Genomic DNA, 20,150 nt, shown 5'->3' with positions numbered 1-20,150 from the left:
TATTCCTAATCTTCCATGAACTTGAAGTGATAAAGTAAGGAAGTCATCAGTAGTGGTGGCGCGATAAAAAACATCACGCCCACAATGGGATAGAGGGCATAAACCGCGACACACAGCGCCAGAGATAAAACAAATCCAACTGGGATGTACCAGGCACAAATGGTTAGGTGTAGCGCTAATTTGAGCGTGGTAAGGTAGCTGCTGAGTTGGTGTTCGCCTGCTACGATCAGCGCGAGATAAACCATCACTACAAGCAGTGTTAGCGGTAGTAAAGACAAGCCCAAAACAATCAACACTGGATTCTGCTGCTCAATCAAGGTCATCGCATACCAAGCCAAGGAAAAGGCGAGCAGAAGAAGGCCATTGCCCACTAGCGTTGCGACTTTCAAGTTGGCTTTAAAATCTTGATAAAAGGTCTTAACTGGTACCTTGTGTGATCCGGTGATGTAGCGTGTCATTGCGCTATGTCCGGCTGATAAGGCAGCGGTTAAGCCAAACACGACTCCCCCGAGTAGGGTAAACAGGACCACCAGAAAGTTGACCCAAGCTAGGCGCGTGATCCAGTGGCAAAACAGCTGAAGCGGATTTTGCTCTAGTGCAATACTCATCGCTTACCCCTTGACCGCACCGTTGGTGACGCCGGCATAGACGTGTTTTTGCAGCAACAAGAACACGATGATCGATGGGATCAAAATAATGATTACGCCAGCAGAAATCACGGTCCATTCGGTACCGAATACTGAGGTGAACTTATACAGCGCGGTTGATACCGTTACCTGAGTGTTCTCGGGTAAGTACAACAGCGGGAAATAGAAGTCGTTATAGATATAGATGGTGCGTAGGATCACTACGGTCGCAATCGCAGGCTTAAGCAGCGGTAGAATAATGGTGCGATAGATAGTGAAATACGAAGCGCCCTCAATCTTGGCCGCCTCATCAAGTTCGACTGGAATGCCCTTCATAAACTGCAGGAAGATGTAGATCACTACCACATCAGCACCAATGTAAAGCAGGATAACCGAGGCTTTATGGTTAATCAGACCAAGTGTTTTGATCACCTCAAAAGTTGCGACTTGTGTAGTCACAGCGGGGATCACCATGGCGACAACGTAAGCGAGTAGCACCAGCTTTTTCCCACGGAAATTAAAGCGTGATAGGACATACGCGACTTGGGTGCCAAAAATGATCGTAAAGAACAAAGACACGACCAAAATGATGCCGGTGTTGGCAAAGGCTAACCCAAGGTCACCATCAGCCATTACCTTGATAAAGTTATCAAAGTTGGCAAATGACTCCGGGAGTGCGACTTTGCTGGTGGCATAGTACTCACTAGGCGTTTTGAACGAGGCCATCAAAACCGCATAAGGGGGCACCAGCACTGCCAATGTCGCAAGTGCTAAGGTTAAGTATTTAAATGCGGTCCAAAAAAGCCATTTAGGTTGCCTTAATCTCTGCTTAAGCCGTGCTTTTTGAATGTCTCTACGATTCATCACCGTTTCGCCTTGGGTCAGAGAGTGATCAGAGTTTGGGATTACTGAGGTCATGTTTATTTCTCCTCTCCAAATAGAATTTTTTGCAGCACCATAAAGAACACCACAATCACCAGCAGCAAGACTGCCATTGCCGATGCAAGGCCGAAATCATTGAAGGTAAAGGCAGTTTCAAGTGTTGCCATAACGAAGGTCTTGGTGCCGTTCGCGCCCTTGGTGATAATCATTGGGATCTCGAACACCGACAGTGAGCCGACAAAGGCCAGCAGGACTTGCAGACCCATGATCAATTTGATTGATGGCAGGGTGATATAACGGAACTGTTGCCACTCTCCAGCACCCTCAAGGCGTGCGGCTTCGTACTGATCTTGTGGAATGGACTGTAACACACCGTAGAATAGGATCAGGTTAAAGCCGAGATAGCGCCAGACGGACGCCGCCACCAAGGCCCAGTTAACAATATCGGGGTCCATCAGCCATGGGCGTACCCAGTTGGCGAGGCCAATCGTGACCAAAAAGCTGTCAAACGCACCATCGACTTGGTAGAAGATCTGAAACACCATCGAGGCCGCAACCGCATTGAGCACGAACGGGATAAACAGCAGGGTCTTAAACAGGTTGCGTCCAGCCAGCTTAGAGTTGACTAACACGGCAAACCACAATGACAGAACCAACTGAACCACCGCACCAGCAAAATAGTAAAGAGAGTTCAGCATCGGCTCGAGCAGCTCTGGGTCCTCTGCAAGATAACGATAGTTATCCAAACCAATAAACTCTTTATCCAGGGCATAGCCATCCCAGTCAGTAACACTCATATAGAACAACTGACTGGCGGGGTAGTAGGAAAAGGTGATCAGCAGCGTTAAAGGGATAACGAGAAAGAGCATCGTTATCAGCCGCTGTTGCTGTTTCAAGGGCAAGTTAAACATTGTATCTCCGTATTTTTGACCAACCTGAATTACCAATTTGTGCTGATATTTGAGGTTACGATTCATCGATTTGATAAAAATGGTAACGTCACGATTTGGTAAAATCAATCGCTTTACCAATAGGATTTGGTTTATGTGACTGCACTCACGCTGAATAAACTGTCGTTGAATATAGGTAATGAGAAAGCATAATTTAAGCGCTGCATAAGTGTAATAAATCATTGTATATGTTGAGTTTTTGTTTTGTTGGTAATCACTAGCAAATACAAGGTAGAGTAAAAGTTAGAACTCAGTTTAAGTGATGAGACTCACAATTGTTATTTAAATCCAGATGATGAATTGATCCGAAAAAATCTTAACGTTAATATTTTTGGTGAAAGGACATTCTCGATAACGATAAAAGGTTCCCCTATGTCATCAACAAAGATTAACCTCATTTCGATTGCGACCGGACTCGTCATCTCTAGTGGTGTAATGGCCGAAGCGACAGATAGCTTTGAACTTAACCAAGATAAAATTCAAGGTGAGATCACCTTCTACACCAACCGCACTGACCTTGTTGAAGCCGGTATCTATGATCAGTACACCCAGGGCTTTATGCAAAAATACCCTGAGGTGACCGATGTACGAGTAATAGCGTTTGCCGATTATCAGGGCACGCTGCGCCCACGCATGAATACAGGGGATTATGGTGACTTGGTGTTGATCTTGCCATCGGTTCCTACCGAGCAGTATGAGAAGTTTTACGAGCCATTGGATATGTATCAACCCGATGAGGTGCTGTTCTATGACAACTGGCTCTATGATGATGTGGCCTATGGTTTGTCGATGGGTAACTCAATGGAGGGCCTTATCTACAACAAGCAGGTGTTTGCGCAGGCAAACGTCGATGTGCCGTTTAAGACCCTAGATGATCTCTATCAAGCGGCGGAAAAGATTGCTGCAATTGGCAAGACGCCTTTCTACATTAATTTCGGCGCGCAGTGGCCGCTACAATTTTGGGACAAGTACCCAGTCACCATTGCGGGTGACAGTGATGTTTACGAATGGATGCTTGGCCAAGACGACTCTTTCTCGGGGCAGACGGCTTATCGTCAATCGTTCACCGTGCTGAAAACCTTGGTCGATAACAAGTGGACCGAATCAGACTTGATGACCAACTCATGGGAGGAGTCTAAGTCAGTGCTTGCCAATGGTGAGGCGGGGATGTTCTACCTCGGTAGTTGGTTTATCCCGCAGGTGATCGATCGTGGTATTGCCAGTGAGGATATTGGCTTTATGCCGATGCCGGTGGGTAACGAAGGAGAGCTTAGAGTGCAGTTAAATAGTGATTGGGGCTATGCTATCAGCAAGCACTCTAAAAACAAAGAAACCACCAAGGCATTTCTCATGTACCTGCTTGAAGAGACCAACTTTGAGGAGATCGCTGGCTTTATTCCTACCCTTAAAGACAAGCAAACCAGTCTCTCGCAGATTGATGAGCTGCTGAGTTATTCACCAACTGTGATTGAAGCCCCAGTCAACTCAACGGACTTTATCGCGGTGACTAACCGAGCGAAAATTGACTTTTATTCAGGTGGTTACATTCAAGACTTGGTGACCGCATCCAACTTTGAGAAGGCGCTGGCTAACCTTGACCGCCGCTGGAATCGAGCGCGTCAACGCGTGCTGAAATAATCTCTCTTCATCCTTTGGCTCCTCGTGATGTTGTGAGGAGCCAAGCCAAAAAATTTTTGATACTTATCGTAACGTTACGATTTAGGAGTTGTCGTGAATTACAATATTAACGCGTTCAAGGCGTATGATATCCGGGGCCGTCTTCCCGAAGAGCTCAATGAAGAGCTTGCCTATCGCATTGGTCGCGCTTATGCCCATTTCTTGCAGCCCAAGCGTGTCGCGGTTGGGTATGATATCCGCCTGAGTAGCCCAGCTTTAGCCAAGGCTACCATCGCTGGGCTCAATGATGCTGGCGTAGAGGTACTTAACCTTAGATTGGTTGGGACGGAAGAGGTCTATTTCGCTACCGATCATCTCGAGTTGGATGGCGGGATCATGGTCACAGCCAGTCACAACCCAAAAGACTACAACGGGATGAAACTGGTTCGTGATGGGGCCAAGCCTATCAGTGGTGACTCGGGACTGAACGAGATCAAGCAACTGGTGGCGATGGAAGACTATACACCCAACGCCAATGTTGAAACGCGTGGTGAAACCCACGATTACGATATTTCAAAGGCGTATAGCCGCCATATTCTTAGCTTTGTTGACCCAGTGCGGCTTAAGCCTTTACGCATTGTGGTTAATGCAGGCAATGGTGCAGCGGGTCATATGCTGGATAACATTGAAGCCAGCCTGCCATTTGAGTTTATCAAGATCAATCACACGCCAGATGGTGAGTTCCCTAACGGCATTCCAAACCCGTTGCTAGTTGAAAACCGTGCTCAAACTCAAGCTGCGGTTATCGAGCATGGCGCTGATTTTGGCGTTGCTTGGGATGGTGATGTTGACCGTTGCTTCCTATTTGATGAGCGTGGTGATTTTATCGAAGGGTATTATTTAGTTGGGCTGTTGGCTCAAGCCTTTCTTGCCAAGCACCCTGGAGAGAAGATCATTCATGACCCGCGCCTGACTTGGAATACTATCGATGTAGTGCAGAGCGCTGAAGGGGTGCCTGTCCAGAGCAAAACTGGCCACGCCTTTATCAAAGAGAAGATGCGCGCCGAGAATGCTATTTATGGTGGCGAGATGAGCGCACACCACTACTTTAGAGACTTTGCCTACTGCGACAGCGGGATGTTGCCTTGGTTGCTGATTGCAGAGCTGGTCAGCCAGCGAGGTGCCTTATCGAGCTTGGTGGCTCGACAGCAACAGCGTTTCCCAGTGTCGGGGGAAATCAATCGCAAAGTCGCCGATCCGCAAGCGGTGGTGGATAAGGTAATCGAACATTACGCAGCCGATGCACAAAAGGTCGAACACGTTGATGGGGTGAGTATCGAATTTGACGCTTGGCGTTTTAACCTGCGCAGCTCCAACACTGAGCCTGTGCTGCGCCTGAATGTCGAATCACGCCAAGACGCTTTACTTATGCACGCAAAAACCGACGAGATTCTGGCGCTAATTTCTTAATTTCCGAATTAAATAACAAATTTTATAAGACTTATTGAGGTTACTATGACTAATTTTGCTCAGCGTCTGTCGATGCTACAAGCCGATTTCACCCACCTGCATGAGCGGGTAAACCAAGCTGTTTTGCCAGGCAATGGCATCTTCCATCGTTACCAAGACCCGGTATTAACCGCTGCGCACGCTCCACTTGAATGGCGCTTTGATCTAAACCCAACCTCAAACCCGTTCTTAATGGAACGCTTGGGAATCAATGCCGTACTCAACCCAGGCGCAATTGAACTTGATGGTAAATTCTATTTGGTTGCTCGCGTAGAGGGGCACGATCGCAAATCTTTCTTTGCGGTCGCTGAGAGCGATAATGGTGTGGATGGGTTTAAGTTCTGGGATAAGCCGTGCGTGATCCCAGAAACCGAAGAGCCCGATACCAATGTGTACGATATGCGCCTAACTAAACACCAAGACGGTTGGATTTATGGCCTGTTCTGCACCGAGAGAAAAGACCCCAATGCGGCACCTGGCGATGAATCGGCTGCCGTTGCCCAGTGCGGTATCGTTCGTACTCGCGACCTAGTGACTTGGGAGCGTCTTTCTGACCTAAAAACTAACTCAGCCCAGCAGCGTAACGTGGTGCTGCATCCAGAGTTTGTTGATGGCAAATATGCGTTGTACACCCGCCCACAAGATAGCTTTATTGAAGCAGGTAAAGGAGGTGGTATTGGCATGGCCTTCGCTGACTCGATGGAAGATTGCACGGTGGATGTTGAGCATGTGATTGAGCCTAAGCTTTACCACACCATCAAAGAGTCGAAAAATGGCCAAGGTCCAGCACCGCTGAAAACCGAGCAGGGCTGGCTACACGTCGGTCACGGCGTGCGCAATACCGCCGCTGGTCTGCGTTATGTGCTGTACTGTTTTATGACAGACCTTAACGACCCGTTAAAGGTCACGCACCGTCCAAGCGGTTATTTCCTCGCACCTGAGGGTGAAGAGCGCGTCGGCGATGTGTCGAACGTGGTGTTCTGTAATGGCATGGTTGCGCTTGAATCTGGTGAGGTCTACATCTACTACGCATCGTCGGATACGCGCTGTCATGTGCTGACCACCAGTGTGGCTCAGCTTGTCGATTATGTAACCAATACCCCAGAAGATCCTTTAACTTCAGCACAGTGTGTGCGTCAACGTATTGACCTGATCGAATCAAATCAACTACAAAATCGCTAATTGTCGATTTATCAGTGACGGTAAATCAATCTGGCGTCATCTAAGGTTGGCGCCATTCTAAAAGCTGTTTAGAGATAGAACATGGAACAAACGACAAGTAATTTCGACCACTTTATCACCCGTGCTGGCTCACAGCTGTTCGATGGTGAGCAAGCGTTTCGCTTTGCCGGTATTCACACTCCAGAGCTGCACATGATTGAAGACGATGTGCGCGGGCAGACGCCGAGTGGCGCACTGTACTTCAAACTTCCGACGGCAGAGGAGCAAGAGAACTGGATTAAAGCTCAGGTGCAGATAGGCACACGTGCCCAGCGCACCTATGTTCTATCGATTGAAAACGTCAACTCAACCGATACACCAGAGGATCGCCCGCTGACTCATATCCTTGCGCCAAAGGAAGCAGGCGGTATGCCAAGCCTGAATGAAGAGGCGATGGTGGTATATGACAGAATGATTGCTCTATCCGATCAGTATCAGCTGCGTCTGATCTTGCCATTTATTGATCACTGGCATTGGTGGGGCGGACGCCGAGAGCTGGCGGCGTTTTATGGCGAAACTGAAGACGCGGTCTACGATGTCTCAAGCAAGGCATTCCAAGCCTATAAAAGTGTTATTGAGCAGGTGATCACGCGTAAAAACACCCTCACCGGGCGTTACTACTTTGAAGAGAAAGCGATCATGTGCTGGGAAACCGGCAATGAGCTCGATGGAACCAATCCAGAATTTCTCACCCAAACCGCGGCATGGATCAAACAGCTTGCTCCTAATCAGTTGGTGATGGACGGCAGCTTTAAAACCGTTAACGACTATGCCATCAGCGATGACAATGTGGATGTGATCAGCAATCACTTATATCAGTTCACCGATGAACCACTCGTGACCACACTGGAGAATAACCTGCGCCAAGTGGCAGGGCGCAAGCCTTACTATGTGGGGGAATTTGGCTTGGTGTCGGCTGAGCAGATCACCGAGGTCATGGACGCGATTACCGATCTGTCGGTGGATGGCCATCAAGCGGTGGGGGGCCTGATCTGGGGCGGTCGTGGACATCGCCGTGATGGTGGCTTCTACTGGCACAAAGAGCACACAGGCACCTTCAGCTACCACCTGCCAGGCTTTCCTGAGGAGGGCGCTGATAACGATGAGATGGCCGTGGTGGATGTGATGCGCCAAGCAGCGGCCCGGATGGCAGGCCTTAGCGAAGTCCCTCCATTGCCAATTCCAGATGCACCGCTGATGCTCGAGAGTGATTCGGTGCTGGATATCAACTGGATGGGGGCACCGGTAGGACGCTATTACGACATTGAGCGTGCGACCAGTGAGCAGGGCCCGTGGCAGTTGATTGGTAAGCAGATCTCCGATGGCGTAAACCAGTGGGATCCCGACACCATGTCATTGTTTGCCGATGAAGCCGTTTGTACCACGCCTGGACGTTACTATTATCGCGCTTATGCGATTAACGAGTCTGGGCGCTCGCAACCATCGAATATCGTTGGGATTGACGTTGAATAAATGAGTTTGCTGTTAAACACCGGCCTTCAGGTCGGTGTTTTTTTATAACGTTATTTTGGCCGAACAGAGAGAGGGTCCCGGTTGCTCAGGCATTTAATGGTACGCCACAAGCAAAGCAAACAAGAGCCATTGACCTGTACTTGTGGTTGAGACGCGAGCACGAACGTCAATAAAATCGTAACGTTATGGTCAAGACAAGCAAAAGATAGTGACTTTAATCTCATTTATCAAAAGAGGGGAGTTTAGGCATCACACAAATAGACTTCATCACTGGTTGAAAGTAAATCGTAACGTTATCATTTGTCATGTGGTTTGGCTCAGTATCAATAGTTGAGTCACTGTAAGGCCTTAATTAATTAGCAAGTAAGTCTGTTTGATCCAAAAGGAATATGGATCACAACGTTAAATACACTAAATAAGTTAAGTGAATTCTATATGAAGAGAAGAATAATCACTATGGCTATCTTGGCTGGGCTCTCCCAGCCGGTTCTTGCCTCTGAATCATTAAGTTTTGAACACTTTGTTACTCGCTCTGGATCGCAGCTGATCGATGGCGATCAGGTACTACGCTTTGCGGGTATCCATACCCCTGAGCTGCACATGATTCAAGATGATGTACGCGGGATCTGCCCAGACGATGGCGGCTCTTATCAACAATACCCTACCGCTGAAGAGCAAGAGAGCTGGATCAAGGCTCAAGTCAGAACGGGTGCCAAAGTCCAGCGTATCTATGTACTCGCGGTGCAGCGCCCAACTGATGCGGCGTGTGATGAGCGTCCGGCGCACATTTTGCCACCAGAAACCCCCAATGGCATGCCGGTACTCAATGAAGAGGCGATGCGCATCTACGACAACATGATTGCGTTATCGGATAAACACGGCCTGCGCTTGATCATCCCATTTGTTGATGAGTGGGGCTGGTGGGGCGGTCATAAAGATCTCGCGGCGTTTTATGGTGAAGGGGAAACCGCCCTTTACGATACATCAAGCAAGACCTACGCTGCTTACAAAGACATTATTCGTCAGTTAGTGACGCGCAAAAACACCATCACAGGCCGTCACTACTTTGAAGAAAAAGCGATTATGTCGTGGGAAACGGGTAATGAGCTAGAGGGAACCAACCCTGAGTTTCTTGCCGAGACCGCCGCATGGATTAAGCAACACGCGCCGAATCAACTGGTGATGGACGGCACATTCAAGCGCATTAATGATTACGCCATCAGTGATCCAAATGTCGATATCATCAGCAACCACCTGTACAAATTTACCGGTGAGCCTTTGGTGGACGTGCTTAAACGTGACCTTGCCAAGGTAGGGGGACAAAAGCCGTATTTTGTTGGTGAGTTTGGCTTAACGCCGCTGCATGAGATCACCGAGCTGATGGATGCGATTGCCGATGTTGAAGTGGATGGTCACTACTCGGTTGGCGGATTTGTCTGGGGCTCACGTGGTCATCGCCATGATGGTGGCTTCTATTGGCATAAAGAGCACACCGGGGTTTACAGCTACCACTTGCCGGGCTTCCCGGTTGAAGGCGCAGATAATAGTGAGATGGAAGTGGTGGAATCGGTTCGTGCTGCTGCTGCGCGTATGGCGGGTCTCGATAGCGTGCCGCCTCTGCCAGTACCTGAGCCTCCTAAGCTAAGAGAAATTGAGAACCCATTTAAGATCAACTGGATGGGCTCACCGGTTGGTCGTTACTACGATATCCAGCGTGCCACTTCAGAGCAAGGTCCGTGGACAACGGTTGCCAATGATGTGTCCGACGGTCACAACCGCTGGGACCCAGCGACGATGGACTTGTACGCCGATGATTACAACTCGTTGATGCCGGGACAAACCTACTTCTATCGCGTGGTAGCGAAGAATGAATCTGGCGCTTCTGAACCATCCAATGTTGAGTCGGTGCGCTTTACTCAGCGTAATCGCGAGCCGGTGATCAGCTTTATCAATGATACGCTGCAAACTCGTCAGTACCGAGCTGCGATTCTGCGCGCTGATGTTAGCGATGACGGCATCCCAGGTCAGGGGATCACCACACAGTGGAGTCAGGTTTCAGGTCCAGTTAACGGCGCGATCATTTGTAATCCAGACTCGCTTAACACGCGAGTGGGCTTTACCAAGCCGGGTAATTATGAATTCGAATTGATGGCTGACGATACAGCTGATAAGGCGAAAAAACGCCTGCCTGTGACGGTACACAAAACCATTAACGCTCCAGTGGATAACTTCTGTGATTTTGAGACGGACCTGCTGGATATGAACGTGGCCAAGATTGGCCTTGATCGCTCTGCCGAGTTTGTCTCTTACACCGACGATGCGGGTTTCCATGGGCCGTTTGCTGGGGAAGGGGATAGCGCCACTTGGACGGTGGATGCCCCTTGGAATGGTGAGTTCACCGTGAATGTTCACTTTAGTGGTAAATGGGGCGGTAAGGTTAACTCCATCGTCGCTAACAATAGAGTCTACAAAGTGGACTTCCCGGAAACGGATGAGGCAGGCGAGATAAAAAGCGTGGTCGTGCACCTTAAGCAAGGTCGCAACAAGATCAAGTTTGCCAAGCTGCCAGGGGACTACGGCTACATGTTCGTCAAGGGCATTCAGGTCAGCAGCCAATTCTAAGTTCTCGCTATCAGGTGGTGTTTAGCCAACGCGCAGCGCCACCTGTCAACAAAGAGGTTTAACAATGAAAATTCATTCTACGGCTGCTGCAGTGTCACTGGCAGTAGCAGGTTTACTCGTCTCAACACCGGCGCTTAGCGCGGGCGTCAATGCTGAATTTATCGGTTATCTTAACCTAGGTGGGATCTATACCGACAACAATGAGCGCGGTGAAGGCTCAGGTCGTCTCCAAGAGGGCGTTTCCACCAACGGCGGACTGGGCAACTTCCGCGTGGGTAATGAGACCAACTGGATGGAAATGGGCCTACGTGGCGAGATTTACAACGATGGTATCAAAGAGATTGATGTCAGTTGGCAGTTGGGCAACGACACGGCTGATTGGAGTAATATTGTCACTCAAGAAGCGTATGTCGGTGCGCGCGGCATTTTCGAATCCACCCCGGAAACTCGTATTTGGGCTGGCCGCCGCGTAGATATCAAGCACGAGATGTTCCAGATTGATCTCAAGTATTGGTATAACCATGAGTGGGGTATCGGCCTTGAGCAGGTGCCAGTGTTTGGCGAGAACGTCGATATTGCCGTGCAATACCTTGAAAACACCTATGCACAGCCGACAGTCGACGGCGATAACGTCAAGCTTGCCCCACTGGGACTCGATTTCAGATTGCACGACTATAAGCCTTTCAATGCCTTGCCGGCGGTCTCTCTAGGGGTTAATTATCTGTTTAGTCCAACCAGTGAAGATACACCATCTGGTGTCGATATTGCCGATACGGGCTTGCTACTCACGCTGCAAAACACCCATTTCTGGTCAAAAGGCTATAACGTCTTAACCCTTCAATACGGTCAGGATGCGCTGGCTTCAGGGATGAAAGATGGCTTAGGGGTGCAGAACTCGCATTTCTTTGGTCTGGAGCATAAAGGACAAAGCTATAGCGTGTTCTATGATGGCGAAATCTGGCCGCATGAGCGCTGGCGTATCAACTGGACACTGGCTTTTGAAGACCTTGATCTGGATAACGAATTTGGCCGCACCTGGTATTCAGCCTCGGTGATGCCATCATACGGCTGGACCGATGTGCACAGCACGGTCTTCCAGTTTGGTTATGACCAAGCCGACGCGCAGGCGTTTGATGACACCGCAAACAAGACCTTTAAGGCCACCATCGCACAGCAAATTCAACCTGAATTTGGCTTCTGGGCGCGACCTATCTTCCGCTTTGCCATCAGCTATGTCGAGCAGAGTGAGCAGTGGCAAAACGTCGACTGGAACTACGGTAACCCAATCGCGCCAAGTGCGTTTAGAACCCGCAACACCGATGAGATCTTAGCCGGATTCACCATGGAAGCTTGGTGGTAACCCACGCCAGTAAAGGACACAGACTATGACTATTAAAATTAATACCCTTAATCGTAACCTTAAGCTGGCGCTGTTGGCTTGCCCAATCCTATTGACGATTGGCTGTAATGCCACTGATGAAGCCGAGAGCGAGCCACGCGTAGTGGAAGCGGCTTCACTGCAATTCAGTGATATGGCTCGTCACTCGCTTGACCTGATCATCGCCTCAGATAATTCTGAAGAGTATTTCTGGGATGACCACCGCATCGCGCGCACCAGTGATGGCGAAAAATTTATTGAGTATATCGTACCTGGGCATTTGCGGAATATCGACCTTACCGCCTACTACGATTACGGCATCGTCAATAAGAAAGAGTTTCGCATTGAGGTGTCGAAAAACGGCGTCGACTATCAGAAGGTCAATTACTTCTTCCAAAACCATGGCGAAAGCCCTAACTGGTGGCTATCAAAAATGTTTGGCTCAGCGATCGTCAACGGCGATGGATTTGACCACGTGCGCATCACTTTCCCTAACCTAGATTATCTGGTTGACGGGCAAACAAAACCGGCCACACCGCAGATTGGTCAACTCAGCTTTGGTTACGATCCCGATGACTCGCTGGCCAGTGATAATGTGCTCGGTCAGGCCCGCGTGATTGGCGGAGGCCATGGCGAGCTCGAGGTCTCGGATGAGATTGCTGATGCGACCCACAATAACTTCCAGCACTACATTACTCGTGGTGATGGCAACGCGGTGAGTCGCAACGCCAGTGACAGCACTAAGCTTTATGAGGGTGCGCAAGAGTTCCGTTTTGTGTCCTTCAATATCCCTAACTTGTTCGTTAAAGAGCGTCCTTGGCAGCGAGTTGATCCGTTTGAGATAGAGGATGCACTTAAGACCATCAATGCCATGGGTGGCAAGGTGACGCGTACCTATGTGCCATCGATTGAGAATGATCGCTTTGAAGGGCCATATCACGTCAGTTTTGCACCAAACGGTGCACTGGAGTTTAACGAAGAGTTGTGGCAAGACTTTGACTTAATGCTAGATCTCGCCAACCAGCACGGCGTGCGCTTGATTGTGCCTCTGATTGATTTCTGGGACTGGTGGGGTGGCATTGAGCAACTGGCGAATAACCGCGGCGTGAGCAAAGCGGGCTTTTATACCAATGCGAAGGTGAAGGCTGATTACAAGCGCATGGTCAGCTACATCCTCAATCGCGTCAACACCATCTCGGGTGTGGCCTATAAGGATGATCCGGCTATTCTGGCTTGGGAAACCGGTAATGAGCTGATGGATGTGCCGGATGCGTGGACAAAAGAGATGTCGGCCTACATTAAGTCCATTGATAGTAAGCACCTACTAATGGATGGGCAATACGGCATGGTGTCGACGGCCTCAGCGATGAACCCGAATGTCGATATCTTGTCTAATCACTACTACTGGGCAAACCAAGATAATACCGATAACTATGCCGAGCGCTTTATGCGTGATTGGAATAACTTTGGTGCTATCAAGCCCTTCTTCGTTGGTGAGGTTGGACTAGCGTCAACCGATAAGTTGACCGATGTAGTAGATAGTGTGGTGGACAGTGGCGCGATGGGCATCATGCTTTGGAGCCTGCGTCAGCAAGCGGCTAACGGTGGTTACTTAAATCACGATGAGGGCCATGGCTTTATGGCGTACCACTGGCCGGGCTTTGCAGACAACGCCGGTTATGATGAGCAGCAGATCATCGACTTAGTCTGGACTAATGCCTATGCCATCGACGGCTCCAACCGTCCAGAGCTGCCAGCACCTAATGGTGACCCAGTGATGCTACCGATTGAAAACGTCGGTGACATTCGCTGGCAAGGTGTCACGAATGCGCAAACCTACAATGTTGAGCGACGCACTATTGGTGGCAGCTGGCAAGAAGTTGGCTCGGATATCGTCACTGGCAGCACCAATTCAGATAACTTTATCACCGTTGATGGCTTCCCTTATCAACTGCTGTTTGGTGACTACAGTGCTGAGCTGGGTGAAACTTACGAGTACCGCGTGACAGCGTGCAATGTTTCAGGCTGTAGTTACCCATCAGAGCCAGTGGAAATCACGGTCGATGAGGTGCCTGATTACCCTGAGATTGAGTTTAGCGATAACTTTGTTAACTTCGATTACATGCATGACTATGACGACGATAACCTTGCGATTGATACTGGCAACAGTGATCTTTTCTATGACGATACCTCGCGAGTGAAGCGTTATTCGCAGGCCAACTCAACCGTGTCGTACCTGTTTGAGTCGCCGCTAACAAGCCTCGCGTTAGTGTCCTACTTCCAGAACAAGACCGTTGATGGTGAGCAATTTACGATTACCGTGGCGAAAGATGCTGAGGGGACGGATGCGAAGGTAGTGGGCCTAGATAAAGACATCTACCACAACGGTTGGTCTGACTATACGCGAGTGGCTTACAACGCTGAGATTGATCTTGAAGGGGGATATCACTATCTGGAAATCGAGTTCCCTATCACAACCGGTGATGAGTGGGCTCCGCAACTGGGTCAGCTGACGATTTCTCGTGAGGGTGGTCCGACCGACCCGGATGTGCCACCAGTTGGCGTTGTGGTTGAGGATCGTTATCAAGATCTGTCGCTAGTGTCTTATCACGATGAAGACCACTTATTTATCAAAGAGACTGGAGGTGATAGCTGGATATTCCACGATGCGGCCAATCTGCTAACCCGTCAGTATGGCTATGGCGAGGGTAATGCGAAGGTTGGTTATCAGCTTAACAGTCCGGTGAATACCTTAGAGCTTGTCACGTATTACCACACTGACTTACATACCGATGATGCACTGGAAGGCTCTGAGCATTTTGGCTTGTTTGAAATCTGGGCGTGGAATGGCGATGACGCAGATAATGCCATACAGCTTCAGACCAGCTATGAGATTGATAACGCAGGTGGTTGGTATGACCGCGTCATCTATCAAGTTAGCCTGGCTGATGAGCACTACGACAATATCGAGTACCGTTTTCCTGCGAATACCCACCCTGGTGGCGAATGGGGGAATGCGGAGTATCAGGCCGTGACCTTGTTTAAAGCGGAATATCGCTAATTCTTAACGGCGATTTGCCTTAAGCAAAAGGGCAGTCCTTTTGGGCTGCCCTTTTTATAACAAGAGTGGTGAGGAGAGTTTTCTCGCTATCACCATCGCATGATAACCAGCGTCTGAAAGGGGGTAAGATGTCGATAGTCAGACGGATTAAGCTAGGGTTTGCCATTGTTGTGATGTTGTTGCTCGGTGTAGTGGCGATAAATTATTTCAACATGTCGAGAATGGAAAGCGGCTTCGAGCAAGTGGTGAGTCGCACCGCACCGATGCAACTGACCGCGAGAGATATTCAGTTGGTGATCCTGGGGGTAGAGAGCCGATTTCTAAACTACAAGCTCAGTGATGAGCAAATCCACCGAGATGCTCTTAAAGAGCAGATCCAAGAGCGCCAGCAGGCGTATGATGATGCGCTGGGGCGTTACCAGCTTCTAGCGGTCACAACCCATGAGCAGCAGGTATTGGAGCAGCTCAACCAGTCAGTACAAGACTACTTCTCGTTGATCCAAACGATGATCTCAACCCAAACCGATATCGTCAGCTTAAGACTGCAAGAGTCAAAGCTAGAAGATGAGTTTTTGCGTCTTGAGGATAACTATGGTCGCTCTGCTGATTTGTTGATTCAACGTTCTATGCGTAGCCGTTCGCTACAAAACCGTGCCGAGATGATCACCAGTGGGATTAAGCGCGACCTTAAATCGTTGCGTCGCCTTGACCAGGTGACAGATTTATTGCCGTTAGCCGAAACCTTTGCCAATGATATCTTGATGGCGACACAGCACTTGGCCAATCTAGCGATTGAGCAGGATGTCAAACAGCGTTTTAGCCGCAACTTAAGTCAGCTTGAGCAGGTTGTCTTATCCGAGCAAGGCTTGATAGAAGCCATCACTCAGAAGCGAAATCAAGAGGCTCAGCTGAGCCAACTAGAGCATGTGAGTAACACGAAATTAGCTGAGATAAGTTATGCAAGCGATCAGCTGGTGGAGATGAGCCTGGAGGCATCAACATTAAGCCAACAGCAGGTGACGCAGGTGGTGGGCAGCGCGAATGCCTCCAGCCTTATTACCGCATTGTTGTCTACCGTTATTGCCTTACTCACCGCTCACACGGTTTCGAAGAGTATTCAAACGCCACTGAAAACCATACTGCCCATTCTCTCTGCGATGGCTAAGGGCGATCTATCTGCTCGCTCAAACTACCGTGCCAATAATGAGCTCGGCACTTTAGCGCGTGGGGTGGACCAACTGGCAGAGTCGCTATCGCAGCTATTAGTGCAGATCACAGACTCCAGCTCTCATTTGGTCAACGAGGCAGAGACGGCAACCAAAATCAGTGAGGGCACCTTGTCTCGCGTCGGTCAGCAGCGCCAATTGACCGATACCATCGCTACTGCCATTACCGAGCTTGAACAGAGTGCCAACCAGGTGCAAGGTCAGACCCAGCAAGCACTGGAGGATATCGCATCGCTACACACTGTGGTCGCGCAGGGTAATCAAGTGGTGCGACAAAATCGTCAATCTATAGAACAGCTCTCGACCAGCATGAGCGAGTCGGTAACCGCTGCGCAAAGTCTGGCGGAAACCACCGACAAGATTGGTGATGTACTTGGCATGATCAACGGTATTGCAGAGCAAACCAATCTATTGGCGCTCAACGCGGCAATCGAGGCGGCACGTGCCGGTGATGCCGGTCGCGGGTTTGCTGTGGTGGCGGATGAGGTACGCGGACTGGCTAATCGCACTCAGTCGTCGACGGACATTATTCAGGGCATGGTGACTGAGCTTAATCGTTGCTCTGAGCAGATTAAATTGAACATGAACCAAAGTGCCCACTTGACCAAGGGGAGTGTTGCAGAAACCATCAGCGCGGAGTCCTCACTGGCTGAATTGAGCCAGCGAATGGAGGTGGTCTCGGATATCGCTGACCATATCAATCAGGCTTCACAGCAACAACTGCTGGCCAGCAGTGAGATATCGAGCAGCATTCACTCAATACTCTCGGTTGCCAAGCAAACTGAGACCACGGCCCATGATAGTGCCCAAAGTAGTGAGGTGCTGACAGGGCTTGCCCAGCAGCAGCAACAATTAGTTAATCGTTTTAAGATCTAGAGGAAACAGCATGACACTATGGACTCGAATGTTGCTACTTGCGAGCACGAGCCTGAGCTTTGCAGCGAGTGCTACCCAAATTGTAATTGATACATGGGGGGATGAAATAACCCTGTGGCAATCCACCATCATTCCTGCCTTTGAACAGCGTTACCCAGAAATAAAGTTGGTGGTTAGGCAGATGGACAGCTGGTCTTATATTGAAGAGCAGAGTGAGCGCTTAAAGAATAATCAAGCCAGCGATCTGATCATGTGCCGTCCCTTTGACTCGGCACTGAATTGGTTTGAGCAAGGTTACCTTGAGGAGATCACCGAGCTTGATGGGATTGAAAATTTTCCAAGTTTTGCACTCGCCGCCTGGCAAACCGACTCCGGGGCACAAACCTTTTGTTTACCGTTAGGCTCAGTGATCCACGGTTTTTTCTATAACAAGCAGATCTTTAATGAGCTGGGACTCAAGGAGCCACAAACGGAGCACGAATTCTTCAAGTTATTACAGCGGGTTGAGGAACAAGGGCACTATACACCGATGGCCTTTGGCGCCAAGGACGCTTGGGCGGTATCAGAACTGGGTTGGCAGAATATTGGCCCAAATTACTGGCATGGCGAGGATGGACGGGTGGCTCTGCTTGAGGGCGAGACGCGAATTGATAGCCAGCCTTTTCAGCGCGCATTCGAGCATTTAGCTCGTTGGGCTGATTATATGGGTGAGGGTTATGTAGAGCGCGGCTATGAGGATGCATGGCAATTGTTCAAGCAAGGCGATGCCGCAATCGCGCCGGGTGGCTCATGGGAGATTGTTAATCTGCGCGATGAAGTTGAGCTGGGTGTGTTCCGAGCCCCAGTGCCTGATGGCAATCAACAGTGCTACATCACTGATCACACCGATAAAGGCATTGCCATCAATCGCGCCAGCCCTAACCGTGAGCATGCAGAAAAGCTCCTGCGCTGGATGACGACTAAGGAGTTTGCCAGTTTGTTTGCCCAATCTGAGCCAGGTTTCTTCTCGCTTTCCAATCACTTTATTGAGCTCGATGACCCGATTGCTCAAACCATGGCGAGTTGGCGCATTGATTGTGATGTGAGCATCAGGGCGACGACACAAATTCTGTCTCGCGGTACGCCTAACTTTAACGATCATGTCTCAGAGGTTAGTCGCGCTGTCTTGTCTCAGCAGATGACTCCAACTGAAGCGACTCAATCACTGCAAGCAGGCCTCAATCAATGGTATCCACCCCAAGCAAAAGCCAGCACAGCGGCGGTGACCAATACGTTGTGCGAATAAGTGCAAATTAATGATAACGTTGTAATTTATGCACTGTCGGATTTGACAATGGCACAAGTTCGATGGTTGGACAATGTGATGATAACCACTGAATTATATAAATAAATTTGTAACGTTCATGATTAAATTGGCTTATAATCGAAACGTTACGTATAGCAGTAAGAAAAGTAATTATGTCCAGAGCTACATTAAAAACTATCGCAGAATACACAGGATTGTCAGTGACGACAGTCTCGCGCGCGCTCAAAGATGGGGATGATGTAAAGGCCCCAACTAAAGAGATTGTTAAAGCCGCCGCTAAGAAGCTCGGCTATCGACCTAACCCTTCTGGTGTTGGGTTAAGGACAGGGATCAATTACAACATCTGTGCAGTAATACCGGTGACCAAGCCGGGTGATATTGTTGGTGATATCGGTGCCTTGGCTTTGGTTGAGGGCTTTGAATCCGCGATCAAAAATACCCCGTATCAGTTGACGGTTCTGCCTGTGCGCCCGGATGAGAATCCGCTCGATCAGGTGAAGTACGCCGTGGAGAACAACCTGTGCGGGGGAATGATCCTTAATATGACCAAAACTCAAGACGAGCGGATCAGCTTCTTGCATGACAATGAAGTCCCGTTTGTAACCTTTGGTCAGACTGAGATGAGCATTGAACATGCGTTTGTCGATGTTGATAACCGCGAGACCATCTATAACGCGGCGTCACATCTGATTGGCAAAAAGCGCACTAATCTTCGCCTTTTGTGTGGTTCTGAAGAGTACACCTATGTGTGGCACAAATACTATGGTGCGCGCCGTGCTGCAATGGAGCATGGGCTAGACTTCGATTTGAAGAAAAATGTGATCTTTGAGTCTGATACGGTCAACTATCGCCAATTAGGCAAAGAGCTCGCTATGTCTGATGAAGGCATCGATGGCGTGATCTGTAGCTCTGAGATTAATGCCTGTGGCATTATCGCTGGCATTCAAGATGCGGGTAAAAAAGTCGGTGAAGATATCGATGTGGTGTTGATTGAGACCTGTGATTTTCCAAGTTACTTCTCACCACCGATCTCAGGCTATCGCCAAGATTTTCATGAGATTGGCCGTAAATTGATTGATGCTTTGATAAAACGCATACAAGGAACCCCAGCTCGCGAGCTTCAGATTATCGAAAAAACCACTTTTTACGATCGCTCATGAACGTCCTTAGCTCTGTCATTACACCGATGGCAGAGCTACGCCTATTTTAGATTTGGTGAGAGGAGAGATAGTAAAACGGTACACAAGTACAGTCCTGAGATAGCTATGCAGCAAAATAACAAGCCTCGAGTCGATGAGCCTAATTCACTAGCTTATTCAAAGATATGAACACGTGTTGTCATGTGATTGAATATTTGGAAAAAATGGTCGTCTTGTATTACTGAGCAAACAAGCCCCTATAGG

Annotated in this window: 13 protein-coding genes; 10 read left to right on the top strand and 3 right to left on the bottom strand. The window is 49.2% G+C overall.

From position 1 onward, the window contains the following. Positions 1–5: 5 nt before the first annotated feature. From ACSTTG_RS08350 to ACSTTG_RS08340, 3 genes are read right to left on the bottom strand one after another with little or no spacing between them, the layout of a single operon-like run. Positions 6–608, bottom strand: a complete 603-nt coding sequence (locus tag ACSTTG_RS08350; RefSeq protein WP_438474451.1) for a DUF624 domain-containing protein — start codon at positions 606–608, stop codon at positions 6–8. A gap of 3 nt (positions 609–611) precedes the next feature. Next, the gene (locus ACSTTG_RS08345) at positions 612–1,544 is read right to left on the bottom strand and encodes a carbohydrate ABC transporter permease (RefSeq protein ID WP_438457715.1); all 933 of its coding nucleotides are present in this window, start codon (positions 1,542–1,544) and stop codon (positions 612–614) included. Positions 1,545–1,546: 2 nt separating this feature from the next. Then, positions 1,547–2,419, bottom strand: coding sequence for a carbohydrate ABC transporter permease (locus ACSTTG_RS08340; protein ID WP_438457716.1), 873 nt, complete (start codon positions 2,417–2,419; stop codon positions 1,547–1,549). Positions 2,420–2,830: 411 nt separating this feature from the next. On the opposite strand from ACSTTG_RS08340, the gene ACSTTG_RS08335 reads away from it, so the two are divergent. The 10 genes from ACSTTG_RS08335 (at position 2,831) to ACSTTG_RS08290 (ending at position 19,907) form a co-directional block, all read left to right on the top strand. Next, positions 2,831–4,096, top strand: coding sequence for an ABC transporter substrate-binding protein (locus ACSTTG_RS08335; RefSeq protein ID WP_438474450.1), 1,266 nt, complete (start codon positions 2,831–2,833; stop codon positions 4,094–4,096). Positions 4,097–4,189: 93 nt separating this feature from the next. Beyond that, positions 4,190–5,545, top strand: coding sequence for a phosphohexomutase domain-containing protein (locus ACSTTG_RS08330; RefSeq protein ID WP_438474449.1), 1,356 nt, complete (start codon positions 4,190–4,192; stop codon positions 5,543–5,545). A gap of 45 nt (positions 5,546–5,590) precedes the next feature. Next, a complete protein-coding gene (locus ACSTTG_RS08325) occupies positions 5,591–6,766 on the top strand; it encodes a glycoside hydrolase family 130 protein (protein ID WP_438474448.1) in 1,176 nt (391 codons plus the stop codon). 81 nt (positions 6,767–6,847) lie between these two features. Beyond that, entirely contained in the window at positions 6,848–8,278 is a 1,431-nt protein-coding gene (locus ACSTTG_RS08320) for a glycoside hydrolase 5 family protein (protein WP_438474447.1), read from the top strand. A 435-nt stretch (positions 8,279–8,713) separates the two neighbouring features. Beyond that, positions 8,714–10,900, top strand: a complete 2,187-nt coding sequence (locus ACSTTG_RS08315; protein ID WP_438474445.1) for a CBM35 domain-containing protein — start codon at positions 8,714–8,716, stop codon at positions 10,898–10,900. Positions 10,901–10,964: 64 nt separating this feature from the next. Beyond that, positions 10,965–12,260: a carbohydrate porin gene (locus ACSTTG_RS08310; protein WP_438474444.1), complete on the top strand. Its 1,296-nt coding sequence runs from the start codon at positions 10,965–10,967 to the stop codon at positions 12,258–12,260. Between the two features lie 25 nt (positions 12,261–12,285). Then, positions 12,286–15,339: a glycoside hydrolase 5 family protein gene (locus ACSTTG_RS08305; RefSeq protein WP_438474443.1), complete on the top strand. Its 3,054-nt coding sequence runs from the start codon at positions 12,286–12,288 to the stop codon at positions 15,337–15,339. 128 nt (positions 15,340–15,467) lie between these two features. Then, positions 15,468–17,441, top strand: coding sequence for a HAMP domain-containing methyl-accepting chemotaxis protein (locus ACSTTG_RS08300; protein WP_438474442.1), 1,974 nt, complete (start codon positions 15,468–15,470; stop codon positions 17,439–17,441). A gap of 10 nt (positions 17,442–17,451) precedes the next feature. Further along, the gene (locus ACSTTG_RS08295; RefSeq protein WP_438474441.1) at positions 17,452–18,726 is read left to right on the top strand and encodes an ABC transporter substrate-binding protein; all 1,275 of its coding nucleotides are present in this window, start codon (positions 17,452–17,454) and stop codon (positions 18,724–18,726) included. 173 nt (positions 18,727–18,899) lie between these two features. Beyond that, positions 18,900–19,907 carry a LacI family DNA-binding transcriptional regulator gene (locus ACSTTG_RS08290; protein ID WP_438474440.1) on the top strand — a complete coding sequence of 336 codons (1,008 nt, stop codon included), beginning with the start codon at positions 18,900–18,902 and terminating at the stop codon, positions 19,905–19,907. Positions 19,908–20,150 lie beyond the last annotated feature (243 nt).

Source organism: Vibrio glycogenivorans (genome assembly GCF_051660965.1).
In the GTDB taxonomy this organism is placed as follows: domain Bacteria; phylum Pseudomonadota; class Gammaproteobacteria; order Enterobacterales; family Vibrionaceae; genus Vibrio.
Note: the sequence above shows the minus strand (reverse complement) of the source record. Positions and strands in the feature narration are given on the sequence as shown.

Coding starts and splice junctions, on each gene's coding strand:
- ACSTTG_RS08320 (WP_438474447.1), top strand. CDS start 6,848: ATGGAACAAACGACAAGTAATTTCGACCACTTTATCACCCGTGCTGGC.
- ACSTTG_RS08290 (WP_438474440.1), top strand. CDS start 18,900: ATGTCCAGAGCTACATTAAAAACTATCGCAGAATACACAGGATTGTCA.
- ACSTTG_RS08295 (WP_438474441.1), top strand. CDS start 17,452: ATGACACTATGGACTCGAATGTTGCTACTTGCGAGCACGAGCCTGAGC.
- ACSTTG_RS08300 (WP_438474442.1), top strand. CDS start 15,468: ATGTCGATAGTCAGACGGATTAAGCTAGGGTTTGCCATTGTTGTGATG.
- ACSTTG_RS08335 (WP_438474450.1), top strand. CDS start 2,831: ATGTCATCAACAAAGATTAACCTCATTTCGATTGCGACCGGACTCGTC.
- ACSTTG_RS08350 (WP_438474451.1), bottom strand. CDS start 608: ATGAGTATTGCACTAGAGCAAAATCCGCTTCAGCTGTTTTGCCACTGG.
- ACSTTG_RS08340 (WP_438457716.1), bottom strand. CDS start 2,419: ATGTTTAACTTGCCCTTGAAACAGCAACAGCGGCTGATAACGATGCTC.
- ACSTTG_RS08315 (WP_438474445.1), top strand. CDS start 8,714: ATGAAGAGAAGAATAATCACTATGGCTATCTTGGCTGGGCTCTCCCAG.
- ACSTTG_RS08310 (WP_438474444.1), top strand. CDS start 10,965: ATGAAAATTCATTCTACGGCTGCTGCAGTGTCACTGGCAGTAGCAGGT.
- ACSTTG_RS08345 (WP_438457715.1), bottom strand. CDS start 1,544: ATGACCTCAGTAATCCCAAACTCTGATCACTCTCTGACCCAAGGCGAA.
- ACSTTG_RS08305 (WP_438474443.1), top strand. CDS start 12,286: ATGACTATTAAAATTAATACCCTTAATCGTAACCTTAAGCTGGCGCTG.
- ACSTTG_RS08325 (WP_438474448.1), top strand. CDS start 5,591: ATGACTAATTTTGCTCAGCGTCTGTCGATGCTACAAGCCGATTTCACC.